Raw genomic sequence first — 26,446 nt, 5'->3', positions numbered from 1 at the left:
TCATGACAACCCCCAACGACCCCGAGCGGGATTGGGATGCCGCGTTGGTCGACTTGACCGGCGATGCGCAGGACAACCCGGGTGCAGACCCGGACACGACTACCGCGGTGTTGGACGGACCCGACCGGCCGCGGCGGGTCGACTCGCCGGAAGCGCAGCGGTCGGACGTGGTCAGTCTCGACATGTTCCGCACGGCTGAGCGGCGGCCGATCGTTCCGGCGTGGGCGAAGTCCAAGGCTGAGTTTCTGGCCGCGACCCGCTGGGTGGCGAAGCACTACGCCCACGTCACCGGCTACCACGCGCTGCGGAGCCCGAAGTACGCCGGACGGCTGGCCGTGCGCGCCCCGCGCGGCGTGGCCCGCACGATCCGCGGCGCGGGCCGGTGGGCATCGGATGCCGAGGGGCACCCGGTACGCCTGGCCGCGGTGCGGCGTGAGGATGCCGACGAGTACCTGAAGCTGTCTCGGCAGCGTGACGACCGGGTGCGTGCCCGCACGATCATCCTGGCCGCCTCCGTGGTGCTCGGTGTGGCCGGTGCGGTGGTGTTCTGGGCGATGGCCCCGACCTCGGCCCGGATCGTGGCCGTGGCGGTGGCTACCGCGATCATGGGCGCGGTTGGTGCACCGGCCGACCGGCCGCTGTTGGACACCGTGACCAGCATGCGGCACGCCCCGAAGCTCACGTCGGACATGGTCACGCACGCCCTGTCGGTGCTGGGCATCGCCGGCGTCACGCAGGCGTTGGCCAAGAACCCCAAGGCGATCGATTTCCCGTCGCCGATCCAGCGTGAAGCCGGTGCTGGGTGGCGGGCCGAGGTGGATCTGCCGCCGGGCGTGACCGTCTCGGAGGTGGCGGACCGGCGGGAGAAGCTTGCCGCAGCGCTGTCCCGGCCGCTGGGCTGTGTGTGGCCCGAGGGCAACGCTGAAGTGCACCCGGGCCGGCTGGTGTTGTTCGTGGCCGATGAGGACATGTCGCGGTCGAAGGCGAAGCCGTGGCCGCTGCTGAAGTCGGGTGTGGTGGATCTGTTCGAGCCGGTGCCGTTCGGCGTCGACGCGCGCGGCCGGCTGGTTGAGGTCACGCTGATGTTCGCCTCGGGGATCATGGGCGCGATCCCGCGGATGGGTAAGACGTTCTCGCTGCGGCTGGTGCTGCTCGCCGCGTGCCTGGACCCGCGGACCGAGCTGCACGCCTACGATCTCAAGGGCACGGGCGACTTTTCGGCGTTGGAGCCCGTCGCGCACCGGTACCGGGCCGGCGACGATGACGACGACATCGCCTACGCCCTGGCCGACATGCGCGAGCTGCGCGCGGAGATGCGGCGCCGGACCAAGGTGATCCGCGACCTGCCCCGTGATGTGTGCCCGGAGAACAAGGTCACCGGCGAGTTGGCGTCGAAGAAGTCGCTGGGGCTGCATCCGATCGTGCTGGGCGTGGACGAGTGCCAGCGCTGGTTCGAACACCCTGAGCACGGGAAGGAGTTCACCGAGATCTGCGAAGACCTCGTGCGGCGTGGGCCGGCGACCGGGGTCAACGTGTGGTTTGCCACCCAGCGGCCGGACTCCAAGTCGCTGCCGACCGGCATCAGCTCTAACGCCGCGCTGCGGTTCTGCCTCAAGGTCATGGGGCAGGTCGAAAACGACATGGTGCTCGGCACCTCGGCCTACCGCAACGGCATCCGGGCCACGATGTTCAGCCGTAGGGATCGGGGGATCGGCTACCTCGCCGGTGAAGGTGACGACCCGCAGATCGTGCGATCCGCCTACATCGACGGCCCGGCGGCCGAAATCATCGTCGCGAGGGCACGGGCGATGAAGGACAAGGCCGGGACGCTGACCGGGCATGCGCTGGGTGCCGACACCGACGTCACCACCGCACCGTCGTACAGCCTGCTCGCCGACATCCTCGCCGTGGTCCCCGCGACCGAGGCGAAGGTGTGGGGCGAAACCGTCGCGGCCCGGCTGGCCGAGCTGCGGCCCGACGCCTACCCGTGGGCCGGCATGGAGCCGGCCGACCGGGCCAACGCGCTGTCTGCGGCGTTGAAGCCATGGCGGTCGGCCGTGCCGACCCGGCAGGTGTGGGGCACCGACCCGACCACGAACAAGGGCGCGAACCGCAAGGGCATCCACCGCGCCGACATCGAAGCCGCCTATGCGGAGAGTAACCAGACCGGCAAGCCGTAGCCGGCCGAGCGGGGCCGCTAGACCTAGCCGCCACAGCCGCTAGACCTAGCGGCCCCGCTAGCCCCTGAAACATTCCCTGGCCAGGACGCTAGCCACTAGCGCCCTGCGGCCCATCACGTGCAAAAACAGCCCGAGGAGCCGTTGTGCACCCCCTCCGCACCCTCGCTAGCTTCACCTGCTGCATCCTGCCCGTCATCACCCTCGGTTACCTCGCCGCGTGCGCGATCTGGCCGTTTCGGAACTGCCCGCGCTGCGGCGGCACCGGCCGCCACGCGTCGCCGTCCGGCCGCGCGTACCGGCACTGCCGCCGCTGCAAAGGATCCGGCGGCCGGTTCCGGCTCGGAGTCCTGATCACCAACCGGCTCCGGCGTCTCGTCAAGTCCAGCCGCTAACCCGCGGGGAGGGACGTCGCCATGGCCGCGCTGACCGGAGTCGAAGTCTGGCTCAACGGCAGCAAAGACGAGCTGCGCGCCGCGTGGGCGGCGCTGCACCGGCTCGGCACCGTCACGCACCTGGGCGAGCTGCACCCGCTCGAACAACCCGGCCGCTTCCGCCTCTACCTGCGGCTGTCCATCGCTGCCGCTGCCGCCCCGGCCGCCCCGGCGCACCCAGCCAGCGGGACGGCGGGCGGCTCGTCGCTGCCGTTGGCCGGCTGATCCGCTGTCCGAAGGGAGATCACCTGATGAACGCACATCTTGACGCCGCGTTGTCTGCTGCCGGCCGTGACTGGCCCGTGTTCGTGCTGGGACGCACGAAACGCCCGGTCGCCAACTGCCCGGCGTGCCCGTCGGCCAAAACCGACCCGGGGCACGATCGGGAAGCCTGCGAGTGCCTGACCTGCCACGGGTTCTACGCCGCGACCACCGACCCGGCCCGCATCGCCGCGATGCTGGCCGCCGTGCCGGGCGGGCTGCTCGCGATCCGTACCGGGGTGCCGGCCGGGCTGGTGGTGGTCGACATCGACCCCGACCACGGCGGGCGGGTTGACCGAGCGCTGATGGCGCCCACCTACACCGTGGCCACCGGGTCGGGTGGCTGGCACCTGTACTACGCCCACCCGGGCGGGACGGTCATGTCCCGACCGATGCCGGGCCGGTCGGGAATCGACATCAAGGCCGACGGCGGCTACGTCGTCGCGCCGCCGTCGGTACACCCGGTCGCGCGCCGCCCGTACGTGCCGGTGGGTGGGCGGCCGGTCAATGAGATGCCCCCGCGCCTTGCCGACGTGGTGACCGCCCCGGCGCTCTCCCGGCCGCCGCAGATCACCGCGCCCCGCCCGACGGACGCCGATCGGCCGCCGTCGGGGGGCGGGGGCATCTCATCCCCGGCGGCGCTGCTGGCGGCGAACCTGCGGCGGGTCACCACGGCACCGGAGGGACGGCGCCGCACGACCCTGTACGGCGCGGCCCGTGGCGTGGCGCGCATCGTCGCGTCCGGCGCGCTGGACACTGCCACGGCCGTCGCTGCGCTCACCGACGCCGGCCGGCAGGCACAGCAGACCGACCGGGACATCCGCGCCGCCATCGTGGGCGGCTTCACCGCTGAAGGGGTCCCCGCATGACCACCGACTCCAGCACCGGACCGCCGGACGGCGCGGCGATTCTGGACGCGATGCACGACGCGATCACGCGCTACGTGTCGCTGCCGAGTGCGGAAGCGGTCGACGCGGTGGCGCTGTGGACCGCCGCCACGCACGCGCAACCGGCGTGGGCGCACGCGCCACGGCTGGTGATCCGCGCACCCGAACGCCGCTGCGGCAAATCGCGGCTGTTGGACGTGGTGGAAGCCACCTGCCACGCCGCGCTGATGACCGTCAACGCCTCCCCGGCCGCCGTGTACCGGGCGATCGGCACCGGCAACCCGCCGACGCTGCTGATCGATGAGGCCGACACGATCTTCGGCGCCAAGGCAGGCGACTCGAACGAGGATCTACGCGGGCTGCTCAACGCCGGTCACCAGCGCAACCGGCCCGCGATCCGCTGGGACAACGCCACCCGGTCGCTCGAAACCATCCCGACCTTCGCCATGGCGGCGCTGGCCGGCATCGGCGCCATGCCCGACACCATCGAAGACCGGGCCGTAGTGGTGCGCATGCGCCGCCGGGCGCCCGGGGAAACCGTCGCCCCCTACCGGGTGCGGCGCGACGGGCCAGGGCTCAACGCGATCGGCGTCCGGCTGGCCGACTGGCTGTCTGGCCACCTGACCGAGCTGGAGGCGGCAGAACCGGTGATGCCGTTGGAGGATCGCGCTGCCGACACGTGGGAACCGCTCGTCGCGGTCGCGGATCTGGCGGGTGGCGAATGGCCGGTGCGGGCACGCGCGGCGGCGCTGGCGCTGACCGCGGAGGCCGACGACACCAACGGCGGGTCGGACCGGATCCGGCTGTTGGCCGACTGCCGGGCGGCGTTCGCTGAGCTGGACAAGATCCCCACGACGACCCTGTTGGAACGGCTCAAGTCCGACCCGGAAGCGCCGTGGGCAACCTACGGCCCGACCGGCGCCGGCCTGACCGGCATGAAGCTGGGTGACCTGCTGCGCGAGTACGACATCCGCTCTCGCACCCTGCGGTTCCCCTCGCCGGTCGGGCAGGCCAAAGGCTACGCCCGCGCGGACTTCACCGACGCGTGGGAACGCTACACACCGTCACAGAATTCGGCCGACGGCGACGCACGGCCACCACTGGAACTGGCCGAGCCGTACCAGCCGTACCAGCCGTCCCAGACCAGGTCAGACCCGGTACGCCTTGACCAGCGGTACGGCTTAAGCCGTACCAGCCTCCAAGCCGTACCGCCCCTGACCAGCGACGCTACGGCTGGTACGGCTGGTACGGCTTCCCCCACCACAACGGCGCAGACCCCATGACCGCGACTACCGTCAGTGACCGATTGTCGGAATGTCATCGCGACTCCGGTCAGGCCGGCACCGCCCAGAACACCCGCCACGACCCGGTTCGGGGCTACTGAGCCATACCCCCGGCCCCGTTAGGCGCTCAACAGCCGTCTCAGCGGCCTCTGAGGTAGCCGCAGCGGCACGCGCGCCGCGCACGCATCTCGCTCGGGTCCGTTCAGGTGCGGCCGGCTACGGGCCGCTGAACGGGCCGCATCACCGCCCCTGTCAGCCAGCCCCGGCGCGGCAAGCCTGCCAGCACCCGCGCCGGGGCTGTACCTCTCCCAGAAAGAGGCACCTCTGATGGTCGCGCCCATCCGCCCAACACGACAGACCCGCCGTCCGTTCCTCAGCGTCAAGGACGTGTGCGATGCCCTCGGCATCGCCCGGTCGACGTTCTACGACTGGCGCGCGAAAGGCGCCATCCCCCGCGTGATCAAGCTGCCCAACGGGGATCTGCGCATCCGCGTCACCGACTTCGAAACCTGGCTCGAAACCTTGGAGGCTGCATGACCCGCCCCACTTTCAACGTCAAGATCTGGGGCATCCGCCCGAACCGAGGCGCCCGAAAGACCACCTACACCGTTCGCTGGGTCGTTGACGGGAAGGAACGGCAAGACACCTTCGTGACGCGCAAGCTGGCGGACGCGTTCCGGTCGTCTTTGATGGCCGCCATTCGCGATGGCGAAGCGTTCGACGCGGACAGCGGACTCCCCGTATCACTGCAACGTGAACGCAACAAGCGCACGTGGTACGACCACGCGTGCGCGTTCGTCGACATGAAGTGGCCGCACGCATCCGGGCGGCACCGGAAGAGCATCGCGGAAGCTCTCACGACTCTGACCCTGGCACTGGTCACGACCACGCGCGGCATGCCCGACCGCAAGCAGCTCCGCACGACGCTCTACACGTGGTCGTTCAACAAAGCCGTCCGTACGGCTGAGCCCGAGCGCTCCACATCACGCCCGGCCCGGTGGGCAGCCGCGAACACGATCGACCTGGCCGATCTGCAGGACCCCGTGGTCGTTCGGCGGGCGTTGGACGCGCTCACCGTCACGAGTAAGAACGAGCCGGCGGCACCGACCACCATCGCCCGCAAACGTGCTGTGTTCTACAACGCGCTGCGCTACGCCGTCGAACTCGGCTATCTCAGCGGCAACCCGATTGACCGCATCCAGTGGAAGACACCGAAGAACACCGAGGAGGTAGACCGCCGCGTGGTCGTCAACCCGAAGCAAGCCCGGAGCCTGCTGGCTGCGGTACGGAAGAACTCGCCTGAGCTCGAAGCGTTCTTCGCGTGCATGTACTACGCCGCGCTCCGTCCCGCCGAAGTCCTCCACCTGCGGCAACGCAACTGCAACCTGCCTGCCGCGGATGCGGCCGACCAGTGGGGCGAGCTGCTGCTGACCGGCTCGACTCAGCAGGTCGGTACCGCGTGGGGCGACGGCGACGGAGCGAAGGAGGACCGAGCCCTCAAGCACCGCGCCGCGAACGCCACCCGCATCGTGCCCGCCAGTCCGGACCTGGTGGCCGCACTCCGGCGGCACCTGGCCGACTTCGGTACCGGCCCGGACGGTCGGCTGTTCGTCACGCGCACCGGACGTTTCGGCCGACCGATAGCCGGCCCGTACAGCTCGCCGGTGTCCACCAACACGTACAGCCGGGTGTGGCGCGACGCGCGGCGGGCAGCGCTGACGGACGCGGAAGCGACATCGCCCCTCGCCCGCCGGCCGTATGACCTCCGACACGCCGCCGTATCGCTCTGGCTGAACTCCGGTGTGCCCGCGCCCCAGGTGGCCGAGTGGGCGGGGCACAGCGTCGCCGTGCTGCTCCGCACGTACGCCAAGTGCATCCATGGGCAGGAGAGCATCGCCCGGCGTCGCATCGCGGAAGGACTAGGAGCGGAAGGACTAGGACAAGAAGACACGGACCAGGACGAGCAAGGCTGACCATGCCGCCCCCCGCTCCCGCCACGCGCGGGGCCGGGGGCGTTTTCTGTGTCCGCGCGAGAGCGTCCGGCCCCGAAAACGCCCCCGCGTATTCCCCGCGCCTACCCGTAGACCGCCGGTCAACGCCGGACACAGCCGGACACACGAAGGAGGCCCCTGGCCGGCATTTCTGCTGGCCAGGGGCCTCTTTACCCTGGTGTGGCGGGTACTGGATTTGAACCAGTGTAGGCAATGCCGGCGGTTTTACAGACCGCTCCCTTTGGCCGCTCGGGCAACCCGCCGTGGGCACGGCACCTCGCGCGGAACGCGGGGTGCGGAAGAAGGATAGCGGTAGACCCGGGGCCGTACGCAAACGGGTAGCGTCGAGGCGGCGCGCGGGCGGCCGGCGGGATGCCGGGAGGTCCGCGGCGTGGTGGATCAACAGACATCGACGCAGTACGGGAGCACTGTTCGTGGCGAATCCGAGCTTCGACATCGTCAGCAACGTCGACCGGCAGGAGGTCGACAACGCGGTGAACCAGGCGGCCAAGGAGATCAGCCAGCGGTTCGACTTCCGCGGCACCGGCGCCGAGATCACCTGGTCCGGCGAGGAGGCGATCTCGCTGGTCGCCGAGACCGAGGACCGGGTGAAGGCGGCACTCGACGTGTTCCGCGACAAGCTGGTCAAGCGCGGCGTGTCGCTGAAGGCGCTGGACGCGGGCGATCCGCAGCAGTCCGGCAAGACGTACAAGATCAGCGCCAAGCTGGTGCAGGGCATCGAGCAGGACAAGGCCAAGAAGATCAGCAAGCTGATCCGGGACGAGGGGCCGAAGGGCGTGCAGGCGCAGATCCAGGGCGACCAGCTGCGCGTCACCGGCAAGAAGAAGGACGACCTGCAGGCGGTGATCGCGCTGCTCAAGGGCGCCGACTTCGACATCCCGCTGCAGTTCACCAACTACCGCTGACACTGCCGGCGGCACGATGCCGCTCGTGCCTCGGTGCGGTGTCAGGGGGTGAGGTTGGCGCGGGTGGCCTTGGGGAGGCCGGAGACGACCAGGTCGTACGAGTGGTCGATGAGCTCGAGGATCTCGTCGTCGGGGACCGAGCCGTCCAGTACGACCGTGTTCCAGTGCCGCTTGTTGAGGTGGTACCCGGCGGTGATCGCCGGGTACCGGTCGCGCAGGCTCAGCGCGAAGTCCGGGTCGCACTTGAGGCTGACGCTCGCCGGCTCGCCGCTCAGCGGTACCAGCGCGAACATCTTGCCGCCGACCTTGAACACGGCGACCCCGTCGCCGAACGGGTAGGTCTCGACCGCCCCCGGCAGCGCGCCGCAGGCCGCACACATCCGATCCACGTCGGACATCAGGCACACCTCCCGCGTCACCCGGTGGGCAGCGTACCGGCGATGAACCTGGTGACGTCGGCGAGCACGGCGGTGTTGGTCGTTTCGTTGAAGATCTCGTGGCGCGCGCCGGGGTAGGCGATCTGCTCGAACCGGTCGCCGCGGATGCGGTCGATGCCGGCGCGGCTGGGCCCGATCGGTACGAGCTGGTCGTCGGCGCCGTGCAGCCACAGCGTCGGTGGGGTCAGCCGCGGTCCGGTGTTGATCTCGTCCAGGCAGCGGCCGAGGGCGCGCAGCGTCTCCCGCTTGAACGGGCCGTGCCAGATCAGCGGGTCGGCCGCGTACCGTTCCCCGACCGCCGGGTCGCGGGACAGCGTCGACACGTCGAGCGGTTCGTCCGGGATCTCGCCGTCGGCCAGGGCGACCGGCGCCCAGCTACCGAGTACCGGCCCGGACAGGACGACGGAGGTCAGCCCGGCGCCGTGCAGCTGCGCGTACCGGGCGGCGATCATGCCGCCCATCGAGTGGCCGACGAGCACCACCGGCAGGTCGGTGCCGGCCCGGTCGGCGACGGCGCGCAGGTCGGCGAGGACGTCGTCGAACGAGGGGACGAGCACCCGCTCGCCGGCGGAGCGGCCGTGGCCCAGGTGGTCCGGCCCCACGACCTCGGCGCCGTGGGCGTGCAGTGCCGCGGCGACGTGGTCGTACCGGCCGAGGTGCTCGCCGTAGCCGTGCACCAGCAGTACCCGGTGGGTGGCGGTGGGGTGCGGCCAGCGGTACACGGCGATCTCGCCGCGCGATCCGTCCATCGTGGATAGTTGCGCTTCGGTCATGTCGACCTTTCCCTGGTGTCGGCAGGTCAGCCCGGCTGGCGGGCGACGGTGGTGGTGGCGAGGTCGACGGCGAACACGTCCGGCTGCGCCAGCGCGGCCCAGAACTCGGCCGGCCCGCCGGACAGCGCGGTCGGCAGCGCGGCGGCCAGCCACACCGTCAGCGCCATCCCGTGGGTACCAATGACGAGCGGTCGCCCGTCCGCCCGGGCCAGGTGGTCGGTGACCGCCGCGGCGAACCGGGCCACGACCGCCGACGCCAGTTCCCAGCGCGGCAGCGGGGTACCGGAGACGTACGACCGGCGCCGCTGCGCGTAGCCGTCGTCGACCGGCTCGACCCGGCGTACCTCACCGAAGCGCGGGTCGGTGTCGACCGCGCGCCCCGGGTAGGCGCACTGCAGCGTCTGGATCGCCTTCGGCTCGTCGCTTGCCACCAGGTACGGGTCCCACGGGAGACGGCCGGCGAGCCGCGCCGCCGCCGATCGCCCGTCCGCCGTCAGCTCCCACCGGTCCGGCGTGATCTTCCGGCGCACCGCCGGCTGCGCGTGCCGCACCAGATAGATCATGTTTCGCACCGTATTTCACTCGCTGCCGTCTCGTGGTTCCCGGTCGCGCGCGGGCTCCGGGACGGCTCGGACAGGGAACCGGCCGCCCCGGTGGGGCGGCCGGTTCGCGCGTCGACACCGTGGCCGGTCAGCGGTCGACGGCGCGGTACTGGTCACCGGAGACGGCCAGCTGCTCGAGCCGCTTGATCCGGTCGGCCATCGGCGGGTGGGTGGAGAACAGCTTCGCCACGCCGGCCGCGCGCAACGGGTTCGCGATCATCAGGTGCGCGCTGGACTGCAGCTGACTGGTCGGCTGCAACGGCAGCTGCTGCGCCCCGGCGTCGATCTTGCGCAGCGCGCTGGCCAACGCCAGCGGGTCCTGGGAAAGGCGCGCGCCGTCCGCGTCCGCCTCGTACTCCCGGCTGCGGCTGATGCCCAGCTGGATCAGCGTGGCCGCGATCGGGCCGAGGATCAGCATGGCCAGCACGCCGAGGATGCCGGGGCCGTCGTCGTCCTCCGACCGGCCGAACGGGATGAACCACACCAGGTAGGACAGCGCGGTGATGATGCCGCCGAGCGCCGCGGCGACGCTGGAGATCAGGATGTCCCGGTTGTACACGTGGGACAGCTCGTGCCCGATCACCGCGCGCAGCTCGCGCTGGGTCAGGATGCGGGTGATGCCGTCGGTCACGCAGACCGCGGCGTTGGCCGGGTTGCGCCCGGTCGCGAACGCGTTCGGCTGCGCGGTGGGGCTGATGTAGAGCCGGGGCATCGGCTGCTTGGCCGCGGTGGACAGCTCGCGGACCATGGCGTACAGCCACGGCGCCTGGGCCTCGGACACCGGCTGGGCCTGCATCGAGCGCAGCGCGATCTTGTCCGACCAGAAGTACGTCGCGGCGTTCATGGCCAGCGAGATCAGCACCGCGATGATCAGGCCGGTACTGCCGCCGATCAGGTAGCCGATACCGATGATCAGTGCGGTGAGCAGCCCGAGCAGCAGCGCGGTGCGGAGCCCGTTGTGGTGCCGATGTACGGTCACCGTCATCACTCCCTGTGCATGGCGATGGGCTTGGTTCAACACCGCGCCCAGGCCGTTTCATCCCGGTGGGGATTCCGGGGCCGACTCCAGCATGCCCCGGGTTTCTGATACCGAGCTGGGAAAACGCTGCCCGTCGAACGCGCGCGTACCGGGGTCAGGGCAGCAGCGCGGCGGCGTCCAGGACCAGCTGCGGCGCGAACCCGGCGACCACGGCGGCCGCGGTGACGACGGCGAGCACGCCGGCCAGCAGCGGCCGGACCGGGACCGGCCGGTACTCGCCGGTGCGGTACAGGACGACCACCACGCGCAGGTAGTAGACCAGGCCGAGCACCGCGTTCAACGCGATCAGCACGGCCAGCCAGGCGCTTCCGCCGGTCAGCGCCGCCCGGACCACGGTGATCTTGGCGAACAGGCCGGCCAGGCTCGGGGGCAGCCCGGCGAGCCCGATCAGCGCGAACGCCAGCGCCGCCGCGGTCAGCGGCCGCGCCCGCCCGGCACCCCGGTACTCGTCGATCTCGCCGCCCGATCGCGCGCCGCGCAGCGCGATCAGCGCACCGAACGCGCCCAGCTCCAGCAGCAGGTAGAAGATCGTGTACCCGAGGGTGGCCGCGGTCAGCGTGTGCCGGGCCGCGCCGGCCCGGCCGGCCGCCGCGGCGAACGCGCCGAGCGGCGCCAGCAGGTAGCCGGCCTGCGCCACCGACGAGAACGCGAGCAGCCGCACCATCCGCCGCTGCCGCAGTGCGGCCAGGTTGCCCACCGTCATGCTCGCCACCGCCAGCACCGCGAGCAGCGGGCCGACCACCGACAACCACGGGCCGAGCGCGAACACCGTCACGTACAGCAGGGCGACGACGCCGCCGAGCTTGGAGGCGGTCGACAGGTACGCGGTGACCGGCAGCGGCGCGCCGTCGTAGCTCACCGGTGCCCAGCCGTGGAACGGCACCGCGGCCAGCTTGAACGCGAGCCCCACCAGCACCAGCAGCACCGCCGCCGAGGTCAGCGGTACGCCGTGCAGCTCGTCCCGGTGCGCCAGCGCCGCGGCGATCCGGTCCAGGTGCACCGCGCCGGTCAGCGCGTAGAGCAGCGCGGCGCCGAGCAGCGTGACGGTGGTCGACACCACCGAGATCACGAAGAACGTCAACGCACCCGACGCGGCCTCCGCCGGCCCCCGCGGCTCGTCCGCAACGGCGCCGACCCCGCCCGCCGGTGGCCCGCCGTCGCCTGCCGGGCCGGTCGAGGCGCTACCCGCAGCGGCCGGCCCGCTGTCGCGTGCCGTGCCGGCCGGCGCGGTTCCGGTCGGCGCGGTTCCGGCCGGCGCGGTTCCGGCCGGCGCGGTTCCGGTCGGCGCGTCGCGGCCGGCGGCACGGGACGCCCGGTGGCGTAGACCGATCAGCACGTACAGCGGGAGGGTGAGCGTCTCGACCGCGATGATCAGCGTGATCAGGTCGCGCGCGTAGCCGAGCACGACGCCGCCGGTGAGCGACGCGGCCAGCAGGAACAGGTACTCACCGCTCGGCGCGACCCGGGCCGCGAGCATCGGTGTGGACAGCGCCAGCACGACCAGGGTGACCGCGCAGAACAGCACGGCGACCAGGGCGCCGACGTGGTCCGCCACGTACGAGCAGGACCGGCCGACGGGCACCCCGCCGGGCAGGGTGCCGCCGGCGGTGCAGAACGTGGCGCGCACCGGACCGAGCCCGACCAGTACGGCGACGACGCCGGTCGCGGTGGTGCCGAGCGCGGCGGCGACCAGCGCCGGCACCCGCCGGCCGGGCGCGACCAGGTCGGTGATCAGCACCGCCACCGCGGTCAGCGCGGCCAGGTACGCGGGTGCCAGCGCCACCTGATCGATCGACTGCACCAGGCTCATCGGCGTTGCTCCTTCGGCGGAACGCTCGCCACGCACGAGGCACGACGCCGACCGGCCCGCCGAGGGTCGGCCACCAGCCGCGCGACTCGGTTCACCCTCGCACTCATCGACCGATCACCTCGATCAGGCCGCGAACCGGCGGGGCGGAGAGGGCGAGCACCAGCGCCGGGGCCACGCCGACCGCGAGGGCCAGCAGTACCAGCGGGGACCAGGCGGCGAGTTCCGGCCGGGCCAGCGCGCGGGGCCGCAGCGCGGCGATCGCCGGGGCCGCCGGGCCGTGCGCGACGCGGCGCAGCAGCCGCAGGAAGTACGCCGCGGCGAGGGCGCCACCGAACGCGGCGAACACACCCAGCACTATCCACAGTGGACCGCCGTGCCGGATCGCCGCGTAGACGGTGAAGAACTCGCCCCAGAAGCCGGCGAGGCCGGGCAGTCCGAGCGAGCCGATCGCCGCGAAGCCGAGCAGCCCGGCGAGCGCCGGCGCCACCTCGCGCAGGCCGCCGAGCCGGGCCAGCTCACCGGTACCGGTGCGGTCCTTGATCGCGCCGACCAGGAAGAACAGCAGCCCGGTCAGCAACCCGTGCGCGATGTTGCCGATCAGCGCCGCCTGGAACCCGGTACCGGTGAGGGTCGCGATGCCGAGCACCACGAAACCCATGTGCCCGACCGACGAGTAGGCGATGAGCCGCTTGAGCTCGGTCTGCCGCAGGCAGACCAGCGCACCGATCAGGATCGCCGCGGTGGCCAGCACGCCGAGCAGCCCGGACGCGGCCCGCGCGCCGTCCGGCAGCACCCCGACCGCGACCCGCAGCAGCCCGTACGTGCCCATCTTGAGCAGCACGCCGGCGAGGATCACCGAACCGACCGTAGGCGCCTCGGTGTGCGCGTCGGGCAGCCAGGTGTGCAGCGGCCACAGCGGGCTCTTCACCGCGAACGCCACCGCCAGCAGCACGAACGCGAGCAGCTGGGTACCGCCGGACAGCCCGGCGCCGCCCCGGTCGGACAGCGTGACCAGGTCGGCGGTACCGGTCTTCGCCACGATCACGAACACCCCGACCAGCAGCAGCACCGAGCCGAACAGCGTGTACAGCACGAACTTCGTCGCCGCGGCCCGGCGCCCGGGACCGCCCCAGCCGGCGATCACCGCGTACATGGGGAGCAGGACGACCTCGAAGAACACGAAGAACAGCACCAGGTCCAGCGACTCGAACACGCCGACGATGCCGACCTCGATGACCAGCAGCAGCGCCACGAGGTACCGGCCGGGGACGGCGCCGGGCGTACGCCAGAGCGAGTAGCCGCAGCACAGCAGCGTCAGCAGCGTGGTCAGCAGCACCAGCGGCCAGGAGATGCCGTCCACCCCGAGGTGGAACCGGATGTCCAGGGCCGGCGCCCACGCGACGTCGAGCTGGTGCCACGGCGCGATCGCGTGGTGGCCGGCCGGGGTGGAGTGCCAGGCCAGCGGCAGCGTGGCGAGGAACGCCACGGCCGCCGCGGCGGTACCGGTCAGCCGGCCGGCGCGGTCCGGCAGCAGCGCGGCGAGCACCGCGCCGAACGCCGGCACCGCGAGCACCACCACCAACAACGCGCTCGTCACCGGACACCTCCGACGAGGACGGCGACGAGGGCGAGCAGCACCGCGCCGGCCAGTACCGCGGCAAGCGAGCGGGGCAGGCCGGTGTGCAGCCGGGCCAGCCGGCGGCCGAGCCGGAGCGCGCCGGACCCCACCCCGCGGACGGCGCCGTCCACCACCCGGGCGTCGCCCAGCCACACCGTGGTGGCCAGCGCCCGCACCGGCCGGACCACCAGCGCGCGCTGCGCGTCGTCGAACCGGAACCCGGCCCGCAGCAGCGGCGCGGCGCGGCCGAGTACCCGGGCCGGGTCGGCGGCGGTGTCCCGGCGCCAGGCCAGGATCGCCGCGACCACCCCGAGCGCGACCAGGACCAGTCCGATGGTCATGGTGACCGGGTCGAGGTCCTGCCGGCCGATCGGCAGCAGGTGGCTGCCCGGTACCCCGGACGGCAGGTACTCGGCGTACTTCCTCGGCGTGTAGGCGAACCAGCCGAAGTCGGCCCGCGGGGTGCGGCTGGGAACCAGCTCGATCAGCCCCAGCAGCGTCGCCGGGATCGACAGCAGTACCAACGGAATCCACATCGACCGGGCGGGTTCGTGCCCGGCCGGGCCGCGCCGGGCGCCGAAGAACGTCCGCAGCCACAACCTCGTCACGTACCAGGCGGTGATCGCGACGGTGGCCAGCCCGCACACCAGGACCAGCCAGCCGACCAGCGCCGGTGCGGCGCCCAGGCCGTTCGTCGCCTGCTGGGCGGCGGACAGGATCGAGTCCTTGCTCCAGAAGCCGGCGAACGGCGGCACCCCGGCCAGCGCCGCCAGCCCGATCGTCATCGTGACGAACGTGACCGGCATGCCGCGGCGCAGCCCGCCCATCCGGCTCATCAGGTTGCTGCCGACCGCGTGGATGACCGAGCCGGCGGCGAGGAACAGCAGCGCCTTGAACGCGGCGTGGGTGAGCAGGTGGAAGATCGCGGCCCGATCCGAGCCGACGGCGAGCGCGCCCGCCATGTACGCGAGCTGGCTGACGGTCGACCAGGCGAGCACCCGCTTGATGTCGTCGGCGGCGGTCGCGGCGAGCGCGCCGAGCAGCATCGTCACCGCCGCCATCAGGCCCAGCACCACCAGCGCCGGCCGCGAGGTGACGAACAGCGGGTACAGCCGGGTCACCACGTAGATGCCGGCGGCGACCATCGTCGCGGCATGGATCAGCGCCGAGATCGGGGTCGGGCCGGCCATCGCGTCCGGCAGCCAGCTGTGCAGCGGGAACTGCGCGCTCTTGCCGGCCACCCCGGCGAGCAGCAGCAGTACCGCGGCGGTGACCCGGGCGTGCGACAGCTCGCCGGTGGCCGCGGCGGTGATCACGTCGTCGATCCGGAAGCTGCCGGCGCCGGTGCCGAGCAGGATCACCCCGATCCAGAACCCGACGTCGCCGACCCGGGTGACCAGGAACGCCTTGACCGCGGCGGCCGGCGCGGTGGCCAGGCTGCGGTCGTGCCCGATCAGCAGGTACGAGCAGATGCCCATGACCTCCCAGCCGACCAGCAGCTGCACCAGGTCGCCGGCGACGACCACGTCGAGCATCGCCGCGGTGAACAGGCTCACCTGCGCCGCGTACGGCCCGTACCGGTCGTCGCCGCGCAGGTAGGCCACCGAGTAGACCTGCACCAGCAGCGCCACCACGCCGACCGCGACCGCCACCGAGCTGGCCACCGGGTCGACCGAGACGCCGACCCGCACCGTGACCCCGACCAGGTCGGCCAGCGTGGTACCGGCAGCCACCCTGCGGGTCGTGGCGAGCAGCACCGTCGCGGCGGCCAGCGCCACCGCGGTCGCCGTGATGCCCAGCGCCGCCGCGGCCCGGCGCGCGCCCGGCCGTACCAGCAGGCCGGCCAGGCCGGCCGCACCCGGCACCGCGGGCAGCAGGATCGCCAGCGCCGTGGTCAGCATCACCGCACCTCCCCGGTACCGGTGTCGGTGTCCGCGACGGTCACGGCCGCGGTCTCCGGGTCGGCGGCGGTACCGCCCGCGGTGTGCTCGGCGCGCACCGCGCCGCCGGCACCGTCACCGGTGCGGCGGGTGTCGAGCAGGTCGGTGTCGACGCTGCCGCGCAGCCGGAAGAACCGCAGCACCACGGCCAGGCCGACGCCCACCTCGGCGGTGGCCAGCACGATCACGAACAGCGCGAACACCTGGCCGGACCGGGGGACGCCGACGATGCTGGTGTCCGCGGTGACCAGGATCAGGTTGACCGCGTTGAGCATCAGCTCCAGCGACATCAGCAGCAGCACCGCGTTGCGTCGCACCAGCACGCCGTAGCAGCCGACGCCGAACAGCAACGCCGCGATCAGGTACGGGATCACCGGATGCATCAGCGGCCCCGCCCGGCTCGGGTGGACAGCACGATCGCGCCGATCAGCGCGGCCAGCAGCAGCACCGACACCACCTCGAACGGCAGCACCCACTGCCGGAACACCGCGGCACCGATCCGCTCCGCCGTGCCGGGCGGCGGCTGCTCGACGTGACTCCACCGGTACGCGTCGACCAGCAGCGCGGCGAGCCCGACGCCGGCGCCGCCGCCGACCAGCGCGGCGGGCAGCCGGGGTCGGTCGAGCTGCCGGCTGGGTCCGATCGGCGCCCGGGTCAGCATCACCGCGAACAGCAGCAGCACCACCACGGCGCCGACGTAGAGCAGCACCTGGACCCAGGCGACGAGTTCGGCGGTGAGCACCAGGTAACAGCCGGCGACCCCGCCGAGCGCGACGACCAGCCACAGCCCGGCGCGCACCAGGTGCCGGCTGGTGACCACCAGCAGGGCGGCGCCCAGCGTCACCACGCCGAGCGCCACCAGCAGTACGTCCGCCACCGTCACGGTTCCCACCCGCCCATGGTGATCCATCCTGCCGTGTCGCCCCGCGTGGCGCGACAACCAGGCGACCCATGTCCACGCCCCGCGAGTATGATTCGATGACTGTCGAACTCTGGGAGGGTCGATGTCCACGTTCGTACTCGTGGCGGGAGCCTGGCACGGCGGCTGGTGCTGGACGCACGTCGCCGACCGGCTGCGCGCCGCCGGCCACCGGGTCCTCACCCCGACCCTGACCGGCCTGGACGGCGGCGAGCCGCGGCCCGACGTCGGCCTCGGTACGCACGCCGACGATGTGGTCAGGCTGCTCAACACCGAGGACCTGACCGAGGTGGTACTGGTCGGGCACAGCTACGCGGGGCTCGTCGTGCGGCAGGCGGCGGACCGGGTACCGGAGCGGATCGCGCGGCTGATCCTCGTCGACGCGTGGGCCGGCCCGGACGGCGCCAGCATGGACGACCTGGCGCCCGAGCCGTTCCGCCGCTGGGTCGACCGGAACACCACGGACGGGCTGATCGCGGTACCGCCACCACCGATGGTCGGCGTGGACGACCCGGAGCAGGTCGCCTGGCTGACCCCGCAGCTGGTACCGCAGCCGCGCCGGACGTTCGCCGAGCCGACGGTGCTGACCGGCCGGGTCGAGGAGCTGCCGTGCCGGGCGATCGTCTGCGTGCCCGACAACGGGATGCCGTTCGGCAGCTGGGCGCACGAGTTCGGCTGGCCGGTCGACGAGATCGGCACCGGCCACGACGCGATGCTCACCGCCCCCGACGAGCTCACCGCGCTCCTGCTGAAGTGACCGCGGTTCGCGCCGCGCGGCCCGAAGCGACCGAGGTTCCCCGCGCCGCGCGGCCCGAAGCGACCGCGGTTCCCCGCGCCGGCGCGGCGACGACTCAGCGGGGCGGGCGGGAGACCCGGCCGCGGCCACCGCGCTCGGCGGCGGTGACCTCCTTGGCCGGCTCGCCGTTCGGATCGTGCGCGGGCGGCGCCGGTACCGTGGTCATCCACTCGCCGAGCCGGTCCGACTCGTGCATCATGTCGCGGATGTCGTACTCGGCGTACTCGAACTCGGGCGACCAGTAGAGCGCGTCGAACGGGCACACCTCGACGCAGATCCCGCAGTACATGCAGAGCGAGAAGTCGATCGCGAACCGGTCCAGCACGTTCTTCTGCCGGGCCCGCGCCGCGCCCTCCACCTGCACCGTCTCCTTGTGCGAGTCGATGTAGATGCACCAGTCGGGGCACTCCCGCGCGCACAGCATGCACGACGTGCAGTTCTCCGCCAGCAGCGCGATCACGCCGCGCGAGCGGGGCGGCAGCTCCGGCTGCACGTCCGGGTACTGCTGGGTCCCGGCCGGGCGCACCATCGTCTTGAGCGTGGTGGCCAGCCCCTTCGCGAGCCCCTTGCCCGGTACCGATCCCGCCATGCCACCCATCCTGCCACCGCACCGGCCCGCCGGCCGGCTCCCGGACACCCCTAGGCTGGTGGTGGCCAGTGCACGTGGGGGAAGGACGCACCGTGGAGTACGTACGACTGGGCGGCAGCGGGTTGAAGGTGTCCCGGCTGTGCCTGGGGATGATGAGCTACGGCGATCCGGTCAACTGGCGCGAGTGGGTGCTGCCGGAGGCCGACGCCGCGCCGTTCGTGCGCCGCGCCGCCGAGGCCGGCATCACCTTCTACGACACCGCCGACGTCTACTCGGTCGGGGTCAGCGAGGAGATCACCGGCCGCCTGCTGCGCCGCTTCTTCCAGCACCGCGAGGACTACGTGCTCGCCACCAAGGTGTGCAACCCGATGGGCGACGGGCCGTACGACCGGGGGCTGTCCCGCAAGCACGTCATGGACTCGATCGACGCCTCACTGCGCCGGCTGGGCACCGACTACGTCGATCTGTACCAGATCCACCGGTTCGACCCGGAGACCCCGATCGAGGAGACGATGGCGGCGCTGCACGACGTCGTGCGCGCCGGCAAGGCCCGGTACATCGGGGCGTCGTCGATGTGGGCCTGGCAGTTCGCGAAGGCGCAGTACACGGCGGACGCGCACGGCTGGACCCGGTTCGTGTCCATGCAGAACCACTACAACCTGATCTACCGCGAGGAGGAGCGGGAGATGATCCCGTTCTGCGCCGACCAGGGCGTCGGCATCCTGCCGTGGTCGCCGCTGGCCCGCGGCTTCCTCGCCGGCAACCGCGGCCGGGACGGCCAGCACACCGTCCGGGCCCGCACCGACCCGGGCAACCTGCGGTTCTACGACTACGACGAGACCGACTTCGCCGTCGCCGACCGGGTCGCGGACGTCGCCGACGCGCACGGCGTACCGGCGGCGCAGGTGGCGCTCGCCTGGCTGCTGCACCAGCCGGCGGTGACCGCGCCGATCGTCGGCGCCACCAAGCCGCACCACCTCGACGACGCGATCGCCGGAACCGAACTGACGCTGTCGGCCGACGAGCTCGCCGCGCTGGCCGAGCCGTACCGCCCCAAGCCCATCTCCGGCCACTCCTGACCCCGCTTCGGTGGGGGGCGCACGCCGCGCCTCCCACCGGAGCCGGTCAGCCCAGGTCGGCGGCGCGCACCGCGATGGCGCCGGTCCCGGTCACCACGGTGAGAGTGGCGATGCCGGCGAGATCCTTGCCGGCGACGCCCGCCGCACGCAACGTGCGCGCCACGTCGTCGCCGCCCAGCCAGTAGAGCGGACTGCGCGGCGTGGCCACCAGGACGAGGTCCCGGCCGAACCCCTCGGGTGCGTTGGCGTTGCGGCACCGTTCCACCGCGTCCGGCCACTGGCTCCGCAGCCCGCGCATCGAGTCGGCGGTCAGCGGCACCGCGGTGACCACGCGTCGCCGCGTCACGTCGTACAGGTGGCCGGTGTGGTGCCTGCCGGACGAGTCGGTGTAGCCGCCCACGGCGAGCTTGCCGCCGTGCGCGTCGTACCGGCGCCGCGCCTCCCGGTAGAACGGCAGGCTCCCGGCCTCCAGAGCGCCCGGGCCGGCCTTCGGATCGACCGTCAACGTACCGGCGCGCAGCATCGGCGCCGCGAGCCCGAGCGCCCCGGAGTCGGCGAGATTCGTGGTCGCCTGCCAGGCAGCGGCAGCCGACCAACCCTGCCCGACCAGCGAGTCCATCACACCGAAGAACTCCGCCGGTCCCGCAGTGAACAGCTCGTACCCGGTCACCACGTCCTCGTTGAGCGCCCCGATACGAAACAGGTGCAGCTCGCTGCGCAGGTCATCGCCCTGCCAGCCCGGCGACAGCGGGACCATCCAGAACCAGTACCGCTTGCTGCCGCCGTGCGCGGTCCACTTGCGCCAGCTCGCCGACGTCGTCGTACACCAGACCCGCGCGGATCCGTTGGGCTTCAGCTTCGGCAGCTTCGCTGTGCAGGTACCGACGACGTGCTTGTTGGCGGAGTCGCTGCTGAAAACGCCGATGACGTGGCCCGGCCCGCCGGTGACGCCACCGTCGGCGACGACGACGGCCGACTCCGCGCAGGACCGTTCGGTGCACGAACCCTGCTTCTCGCTGTCCGGCTTGAGCATGTAATGGGCCGGCTCCGTCGGCGCCTCGCCGGCCGCACGGTTCTGCGCGGCGTAGTCGGTCGCGAACTGCTTGCTGGTCAGCACCGAGACCTCGGCGGTCAGCTCGCCCTCGACGCTGAGGCCGAACTTCCCGGTGAAGCCGGCCAGCCGGTACGGGGCGTCGGCGGTGACGAAGGCGACGCGGCCGCTGGGCAGCCGGTACGGGGTGACCTCGGTACGGCCCAACCGGGTCGGGAACCCGTCGGCCGGTACCGCGGCGTACTTGCCGGTGCCGTTCGCCCGCAGCCCGTCCCGCATCCGGTTGGCCACGTTGCGCGGCGTCAGCTCCGAGAACGCCACGTTCAGCGTCGCGGGCTCCAGCTCCAGCCACGTGCCGACCCCGTACTCGGCCACGTCCGGCTTGATGGCCAGCAGGGACCGTCGATCGCCGCGCAGCCGGACCAGCCGCGGGCCGACGAGGAAGTCCGCCCTGCCGCCGCCGATCGAGATGGTGCCCACCGTGGTGGTGTCGGCACCGACCCGGGCGTCGAACGTCTCGAACGAGCCGTCCTCGACCCCCCACACGCTGCCGCGGAGGCTCATCGCCGGCGCGGTGGCGAGCGCCGCGGCCGCGGCGAGCACCCGCTCGGTCGGCGGCGGCGCGGTCAGCTTGCGGTACAACGGAATCCCGACCGCGGTACCGACCACGGCGAGCACCACGACGCCCGCGATCACGGCGAGCAGCGGCCACCTCCGCCGCCGCTTCGCCACGACCGGAACCACCGGCGGCGGCACCACGGCAGCGTCCCACGACGGCACCGCCACGGCAGCCTCCGGCGGTGGCGCCGCCGCGGCGGTGCCCGGGGACGGCGCCACCTCGGCAGCGTCCGGCGGTGGGGCCGCCGCGGCCGTGTCCGGGGACGGCACCGGGGCGTCCGGCTGCGGGGTGTTCGATTCTCGTTCCGACACGGTCGATCCCTACTTGCGCAGCTGGTTCGGGGTGAGAGTGGCCGTGCCGAATCCGGTGACGACCCGGATGTGGCGGATGCCGTGCAGCATCGCCGGGGTCACGCCGGCCGCGCGCAGGGCGGCGGCCACGCCGGAGGCCGACGACCAGTACAGGGCGCTGCCCGGGCCGGCCACGATCCGCAACTGTCGTCCGAACCCGGCGGGCATCGTCCCCTTGCGGGCCCGGTCGGCGGCCTGCTCGATGTCGCCGCGGGTCCGCCGGGTCGTGGTGACCCGGCCGGTGGTGACGGTGGTCTTCGCGGAGATGTCGATCAGGTCGGCCTTGACGGTCCGGTCGTCCGGGTCCTGCCACGATCCGAGCGCCAGCTTCGTCGACCCGGCCGCCGCATGTTCCTTCGCCGCGACCGCCGCCGACAGGTGCTCGTCGTTGAACCAGTCGCCGAAGCTGTCCTGGTCGAGTTGCACCTGCCCCGCCATGATCAGCGGCTCCAGCACGCCCAACGCGCCCGCGTCGCAGATCGCGTGTACCGCGTCGACCGCGGCCCGGCCCTTCCATGCGCCCGCGGCGATCAGATGGTCGGTCACCCCGAGCGCATCCTCCGACTCCAGGACGATGTCGTCGGGGTCCATGTCCGTGGCGTCGACGCCCGCGGTGAAGACGTTGATGACCTGGTTCGGATGGTCCCCGACGTACCCCGGGTCGAGCGGTAGGATCCAGACCCAGTAGTGCGTGCTGGCTCCGCTTGCCGTCCAACGCCGCCACGACTGCGATCTCGTGGTGCAGGAGACCCGGGCGAAGTGGTTCGGCTGCATCTTCGGCAGCTTCGCCGAGCACGTGCCGACGATGTGTTTGCCGGCCTCGTCGGAGCTGAAGAACCCGACGACATGCCCCTTGCGGCTGGTGTCGCCGCCGTCCGCCCCCAGCCGTACCGACTCGGTGCAGGAGTAGGGATCGCAGGTACCCTGCTTCGGCTTGTCGTGGTAGTCGTAGTGCGCCGGCGTCTTCGGGTCGCCGTGCACGCCGGCGGCGAGCTTCGCGAACCCCGAGGCGAAGCTGTCCTTGTCGGCCGTGGCGACGGTCAGGTCGAGGTAGCCGCCGTCCGCCGCGCCGGGGGCGCGGTCGATGCCGGCGAGCCGGTACGGGGCGTTGGCGGTCACGAAGACCACCGAACCGTTCGGCAGGCGGTACGGCGTGACCGCGGTGGAGCCGAGGACGCTCGGGTATCCGGCGCCGGCCGGTTTGGCATGCGCATCCGGGTCGGCGTTCGCGCGCAACCCCTTGCCGAGGTACTTCGCCAGCCCGGTCTGGGTGAGCTTGGTCGGGTCGAGGGACAGCCCGGACGTCTGCGCCGTCCAGTGCCCGGACAGATAGAGCGCCGCCGTCTCGTCAGCGCCCCGCCACCAGGCGCGGTCGCCGCGCAGGTAGGTGACTCCGTGCCGGACCAGCACGTCGGCGCTGCCGGCGGAGCCGCGGACCTGCCCGTACGCGCGCTTCCCGGCCAGGGACAGGGTGACGCGCTGAGGCATGCCGTCCATGGTCACCGACTCGCCGGTCAACCGGATCACTGCCGCGTGCTCCAGCGAGGCGAGCGCGGACTGCACCTGCTCGGTGGGGGTGGGTCGGGTGAGCCGCTGGTACAGCGGGACGGCGACCGCGCCGAGCACCAGGACCAGCGCGACCGCGCCGGCGACCCAGGGCCAGCGCCGGCGGCGGCGCGGCGCCGGCGGTACCGGCATCGACCCGTACGGCCAGTTCGTGGTCTGCGGGTCGCCGGGCAGCCCGATCATGATGCCGGACGCGGCGTCACCCGGTGTTGGCGTTCCGGGCGTACCCGGCTGACCGAAAGGCATCCCCGTCCCGGCCGACTCGCCGGCAACCGGCGGCGTCGCTCCCGGCACGGGCGGCATCCCGGACATCGCTTCCGGCACCGGCGGCATCCCGGACGCGGCTGCCAGGGCGGTTTCCGGTGCACCCGGGCCGTACGGTCCCGCCGCTCCGACCGGCATCGGCGGCGCGCCGGGGGCGGACGATACCGGTTCGCCGAGCGGCTGCGGCGGGCCGAGCGGCGCGGGCGAGACCGGTGGCGGCGCATCCGTGGGGGACGCGGGCGGGGTGGCGGTGGGGTTCTGGGCAGACGGCTCTGCCGGCTGCGGACGCTCCGGCTCGGTCAAGGTGGGGATCTCCTGGATAGTTCGTGAACGGCGCGATTGCGCAGATTAGCCAGGTCGAAACCCGCCAGGTACCGGCCGTACGGCCGATGACAGAGGGGTGCGATCACGACGTGATCGGGACATAAGCTCACGACTTTCGGTGGCGGCGCACGGCCGTGCAGCTATGTGCAATTTGCTGATGTCAAGTTCCGCTACGCCTTCCCTGAGTGTTACGGTCTCTGCGCTCCGGTCCGTGCCACCGGGGGTGAGTCCTGCGGGGGGTGCAGGAAGGGCCGCGACCGACCGGTCGCGGCCCTTTTCCTCCGCCCGAACGACCGGCCACGTCCTCCGGCCGAAAGACCGGCCACGCCGACGTTGCGGCGGCCGGTCAGTTCAGGGCGAGGCGGATGCCGACGGTGAGGACGAGCTGGGCCAGCGCGACGGGCACCAGCACCAGCCAGCAGAACCGCTGCAGCTGGTCGGCCCGCAGCCGCGGGAACGTGACCCGGACCCAGATGATCACGAACGCCACGATCAGCACCTTGACCAGCGTCCACAGCCACCCCAGCTGGGCGTCGAACGGCCCGCGCCAGCCGCCCAGGAACAGCACCGTGGTCAGCGCCGCGACCACCACGATCCCCACGTACTCGGCGAGCAGGAACAGCGCGAACCGCAGCCCGGTGTACTCGGTCATGTAGCCGAAGACGAGCTCGGAGTCGGCGACCGGCATGTCGAACGGCGGCCGGCGCAGCTCCGCGATCCCGGCGGTGAGAAACACCAGCATCGCCGGCAGCTGCCAGGCCAGCCACCACGGCCGCCACGCCTCGACGATCCCGCCCAGCGACAGCGTGCCCGCCGCCATCGCGACGCTCGCCGCGGCCAGCACGAAGGGCAGCTCGTACGCGAGCAGCTGGGCCGCCGCCCGCAGCCCGCCGAGCAGGCTGTACTTGTTCGCGCTGGCCCAGGCCGCCATCAGCACCGCGACCACGCCGACCCCGACCACCGCGAGCACCAGGAACAGCCCGATGTCGAGCGCCTGGCCGACCAGCCCCGGCCCGAGCGGCAGCACCAGCACGACCACCAGGTACGGCAGCAGCGCGACGATCGGCGCCGCCCGGAACACCGGCCGGTCGGCCGCGGCCGGTACCACCTCTTCCTTCTGCACGAACTTGACGCCGTCGGCGACGAGCTGCGCCCAGCCGTGGAACCCGCCCGCGTACATCGGGCCGAGCCGGCCCTGCATGTGCGCCATCACCTTGTGCTCGATCTGCCCGACGACCAGCGGCAACACCAGGAACGCCACGACCACGCCGGCGAGGCGCAGCACCAGCTCTGCCCACAGCGGCATCTACTCGCCCTCCCCGCTCGGCGGCGACGCCGCATCCGGCCGCTCCGCCGAGTGCGCGCCGCCGGCGGGCGGCTCGGGCTCGGCCGGCGGTGTTGGCTCGGCCGGCGGCTCGGGATCGGCGGGCGGGGGTGCCGGCCATTCGTCCGGTGCCGGTACGCCCGGGGGCCGCATCGGCGCGCGCTTGCCGTGCTCGCCGCCCGGCTCCTTCGCGCCGGGCCACGCCTTCACCACCCGCGCGGCCAGGACGAAGTCCTTGCGCAGCGGGTGCCCCGCGAACCCGTCGGGCAGCAGCAGCGGCGCGAGGTCGGGGTTGCCGGTGAACTCGACACCGAACATCTCGTGCGTCTCCCGCTCGTGCCAACCGGCACCCGGGTACACCGCGACGACGCTGTCCAGCACCGGTGCACCGGCCGGTACCAGGGTGCGCAGCAGCAGGCCGCGCCGGTCGGCGACCGACCACAGGTGCGCGACGATCCGGAACCCGTCGGCACCCTCGTCGACCGCGGACAGCCAGTCGAAGAAGTCGTAGCCGAGATCGTCCCGGGCGGTCGACAGCGCGGCCACCCAGCGGTCGGCCGGCACGTCCACGGTGGGCCGGGCCCACGCGCCGCCGCCGGAGTCGGTACCGGCCGCGCCCGCGCCGAACCGTTCGGCCAATGTCGCGCCGGTCTCGGCCCCTTCACCACCCATGCCCGGATCGTAGTGCGAGCGGGCCGGTGCCCGAGGGGTCAGTTCGGGCGGACCGGGCCGGCGGTGAGCGTCGCGGCGTCGGTACCGCCGGCGCGGCGGGCACCGGCACCCAGCGGGTCATCGCGGCGCACCCCGCCGAGGCCGGCCTGCTCGCGGGCGATTTTGTCCTGCAGCCGCAGGATGCCGTGCAGCAGCGCCTCCGGCCGCGGCGGGCAGCCCGGCACGTACACGTCGACCGGGATGATCTGGTCGACGCCCTTGGTGACCGAGTACGAGTCCCAGTACGGCCCGCCGGAATTGCTGCACGCGCCGAACGAGATGACGTACTTCGGCTCGGCCATCTGGTCGTACAGCCGCTTGATCGCCGGCGCCATCTTGTCGGTGACGGTGCCCGAGACGACCATCAGATCGGCCTGCCGCGGCCCGTGTGCGAACGGGATGACGCCCAGCCGGATGAAGTCGTGCCGGCCCATCGAGGCGGCGATGAACTCGATCGCGCAGCAGGCCAGGCCGAAGTTGAAGACCCAGAGCGAGTACCGCCGGCCCCAGTTGAGCACGAAGCGGATCGGCGCGCCGAGCACCGCCGGCAGCCCACCCCGCTCCCGCGGCCGCGGTTCCGGCAACGCGACAGGTCCGTTCATCGGGCACCCCCTCGGCCCCAGTCTGGCAAGCCGGCCGGGCCGCGCCCAGCCGGGGCACGCCGTGGCGCATCGTG

Annotated in this window: 23 protein-coding genes, 1 tRNA gene and 1 pseudogene; 9 read left to right on the top strand and 16 right to left on the bottom strand. The window is 72.5% G+C overall.

Going from position 1 to position 26,446, the window contains the following annotated elements; translation table 11 throughout:
• Window positions 1-2: 2 nt before the first annotated feature.
• The 6 genes from Asera_RS10130 (at window position 3) to Asera_RS10105 (ending at window position 7,015) form a co-directional block, all read left to right on the top strand.
• Window positions 3-2,180, top strand: a complete 2,178-nt coding sequence (locus Asera_RS10130; RefSeq protein WP_035296841.1) for an FtsK/SpoIIIE domain-containing protein — start codon at window positions 3-5, stop codon at window positions 2,178-2,180.
• Between the two features lie 413 nt (window positions 2,181-2,593).
• Complete coding sequence (locus tag Asera_RS10125) at window positions 2,594-2,836, top strand: hypothetical protein (protein ID WP_051802331.1); 243 nt, start codon at window positions 2,594-2,596, stop codon at window positions 2,834-2,836.
• A 26-nt stretch (window positions 2,837-2,862) separates the two neighbouring features.
• On the top strand, window positions 2,863-3,741 hold the full coding sequence (locus tag Asera_RS10120; RefSeq protein ID WP_030446696.1) for a bifunctional DNA primase/polymerase: 879 nt from the start codon (window positions 2,863-2,865) through the stop codon (window positions 3,739-3,741).
• Window positions 3,738-5,042 carry a DUF3631 domain-containing protein gene (locus Asera_RS10115; RefSeq protein WP_030446695.1) on the top strand — a complete coding sequence of 435 codons (1,305 nt, stop codon included), beginning with the start codon at window positions 3,738-3,740 and terminating at the stop codon, window positions 5,040-5,042. Before Asera_RS10120 ends, Asera_RS10115 begins: the two co-directional genes overlap by 4 nt.
• A 327-nt stretch (window positions 5,043-5,369) precedes the next feature.
• Window positions 5,370-5,579: a helix-turn-helix transcriptional regulator gene (locus Asera_RS10110; RefSeq protein WP_035296838.1), complete on the top strand. Its 210-nt coding sequence runs from the start codon at window positions 5,370-5,372 to the stop codon at window positions 5,577-5,579.
• A complete protein-coding gene (locus Asera_RS10105; protein WP_030446693.1) occupies window positions 5,576-7,015 on the top strand; it encodes a tyrosine-type recombinase/integrase in 1,440 nt (479 codons plus the stop codon). Before Asera_RS10110 ends, Asera_RS10105 begins: the two co-directional genes overlap by 4 nt.
• 199 nt (window positions 7,016-7,214) lie before the next feature.
• Here Asera_RS10105 and Asera_RS10100 read toward each other — a convergent pair.
• Window positions 7,215-7,296: transfer RNA gene (locus tag Asera_RS10100), tRNA-Tyr, on the bottom strand.
• Between the two features lie 171 nt (window positions 7,297-7,467).
• Between Asera_RS10100 and Asera_RS10095 the strand changes: the two genes are divergently transcribed.
• On the top strand, window positions 7,468-7,959 hold the full coding sequence (locus Asera_RS10095) for a YajQ family cyclic di-GMP-binding protein (protein ID WP_030446692.1): 492 nt from the start codon (window positions 7,468-7,470) through the stop codon (window positions 7,957-7,959).
• 41 nt (window positions 7,960-8,000) lie between these two features.
• Here the strand turns inward: Asera_RS10095 and Asera_RS10090 are convergent, their stop codons facing one another.
• The 9 genes from Asera_RS10090 to Asera_RS10050 form a co-directional block, all read right to left on the bottom strand.
• A complete protein-coding gene (locus tag Asera_RS10090; RefSeq protein WP_030446691.1) occupies window positions 8,001-8,357 on the bottom strand; it encodes an MmcQ/YjbR family DNA-binding protein in 357 nt (118 codons plus the stop codon).
• Window positions 8,358-8,374: 17 nt separating this feature from the next.
• Window positions 8,375-9,169, bottom strand: a complete 795-nt coding sequence (locus Asera_RS10085; protein ID WP_030446690.1) for an alpha/beta hydrolase — start codon at window positions 9,167-9,169, stop codon at window positions 8,375-8,377.
• Between the two features lie 26 nt (window positions 9,170-9,195).
• Window positions 9,196-9,732, bottom strand: a complete 537-nt coding sequence (locus Asera_RS10080) for a histidine phosphatase family protein (protein ID WP_030446689.1) — start codon at window positions 9,730-9,732, stop codon at window positions 9,196-9,198.
• A 127-nt stretch (window positions 9,733-9,859) separates the two neighbouring features.
• Window positions 9,860-10,750 (bottom strand): zinc metalloprotease HtpX, encoded by an 891-nt coding sequence (gene htpX, locus Asera_RS10075; RefSeq protein ID WP_244843814.1) that lies wholly within the window; start codon window positions 10,748-10,750, stop codon window positions 9,860-9,862.
• A 154-nt stretch (window positions 10,751-10,904) separates the two neighbouring features.
• Window positions 10,905-12,620, bottom strand: a complete 1,716-nt coding sequence (locus Asera_RS33020) for an NADH-quinone oxidoreductase subunit N (protein ID WP_030446687.1) — start codon at window positions 12,618-12,620, stop codon at window positions 10,905-10,907.
• A gap of 103 nt (window positions 12,621-12,723) precedes the next feature.
• Window positions 12,724-14,217, bottom strand: coding sequence for a complex I subunit 4 family protein (locus Asera_RS10065; RefSeq protein WP_030446686.1), 1,494 nt, complete (start codon window positions 14,215-14,217; stop codon window positions 12,724-12,726).
• The gene (locus tag Asera_RS10060; protein WP_030446685.1) at window positions 14,214-16,139 is read right to left on the bottom strand and encodes an NADH-quinone oxidoreductase subunit 5 family protein; all 1,926 of its coding nucleotides are present in this window, start codon (window positions 16,137-16,139) and stop codon (window positions 14,214-14,216) included. The genes Asera_RS10065 and Asera_RS10060 overlap by 4 nt, the downstream gene beginning before the upstream one ends.
• Entirely contained in the window at window positions 16,139-16,561 is a 423-nt protein-coding gene (gene nuoK, locus Asera_RS10055) for an NADH-quinone oxidoreductase subunit NuoK (RefSeq protein ID WP_084131669.1), read from the bottom strand. Before nuoK ends, Asera_RS10060 begins: the two co-directional genes overlap by 1 nt.
• Entirely contained in the window at window positions 16,561-17,061 is a 501-nt protein-coding gene (locus tag Asera_RS10050) for an NADH-quinone oxidoreductase subunit J family protein (RefSeq protein ID WP_084131711.1), read from the bottom strand. Before Asera_RS10050 ends, nuoK begins: the two co-directional genes overlap by 1 nt.
• Before the next feature lie 121 nt (window positions 17,062-17,182).
• On the opposite strand from Asera_RS10050, the gene Asera_RS10045 reads away from it, so the two are divergent.
• Entirely contained in the window at window positions 17,183-17,854 is a 672-nt protein-coding gene (locus Asera_RS10045) for an alpha/beta fold hydrolase (RefSeq protein ID WP_030446682.1), read from the top strand.
• A gap of 80 nt (window positions 17,855-17,934) precedes the next feature.
• On the opposite strand, the pseudogene Asera_RS10040 reads toward Asera_RS10045, so the two are convergent.
• Window positions 17,935-18,491 (bottom strand): annotated as a pseudogene (locus Asera_RS10040) (NuoI/complex I 23 kDa subunit family protein); the annotation flags it as partial.
• A gap of 140 nt (window positions 18,492-18,631) precedes the next feature.
• Between Asera_RS10040 and Asera_RS10035 the strand changes: the two are divergent.
• Complete coding sequence (locus Asera_RS10035) at window positions 18,632-19,561, top strand: aldo/keto reductase (protein WP_425305976.1); 930 nt, start codon at window positions 18,632-18,634, stop codon at window positions 19,559-19,561.
• A 46-nt stretch (window positions 19,562-19,607) separates the two neighbouring features.
• Here Asera_RS10035 and Asera_RS10030 read toward each other — a convergent pair whose 3' ends face one another.
• The 5 genes from Asera_RS10030 to Asera_RS10010 form a co-directional block, all read right to left on the bottom strand.
• Window positions 19,608-21,542 (bottom strand): hypothetical protein, encoded by a 1,935-nt coding sequence (locus Asera_RS10030; protein WP_157034848.1) that lies wholly within the window; start codon window positions 21,540-21,542, stop codon window positions 19,608-19,610.
• Between the two features lie 9 nt (window positions 21,543-21,551).
• Entirely contained in the window at window positions 21,552-23,330 is a 1,779-nt protein-coding gene (locus Asera_RS10025; RefSeq protein ID WP_030446678.1) for a hypothetical protein, read from the bottom strand.
• A 751-nt stretch (window positions 23,331-24,081) separates the two neighbouring features.
• The gene (locus Asera_RS10020) at window positions 24,082-25,041 is read right to left on the bottom strand and encodes a complex I subunit 1/NuoH family protein (protein ID WP_030446677.1); all 960 of its coding nucleotides are present in this window, start codon (window positions 25,039-25,041) and stop codon (window positions 24,082-24,084) included.
• Window positions 25,042-25,731 (bottom strand): NADH-quinone oxidoreductase subunit C, encoded by a 690-nt coding sequence (locus Asera_RS10015; protein WP_084131664.1) that lies wholly within the window; start codon window positions 25,729-25,731, stop codon window positions 25,042-25,044. It abuts the gene before it with no gap.
• 38 nt (window positions 25,732-25,769) lie between these two features.
• Window positions 25,770-26,372 (bottom strand): NADH-quinone oxidoreductase subunit B, encoded by a 603-nt coding sequence (locus Asera_RS10010; RefSeq protein WP_051802329.1) that lies wholly within the window; start codon window positions 26,370-26,372, stop codon window positions 25,770-25,772.
• Window positions 26,373-26,446 lie beyond the last annotated feature (74 nt).

It is taken from the genome of Actinocatenispora sera (assembly GCF_018324685.1).
GTDB lineage: Bacteria > Actinomycetota > Actinomycetes > Mycobacteriales > Micromonosporaceae > Actinocatenispora > Actinocatenispora sera.
This window is presented reverse-complemented; position numbering and strand designations above follow the sequence as displayed.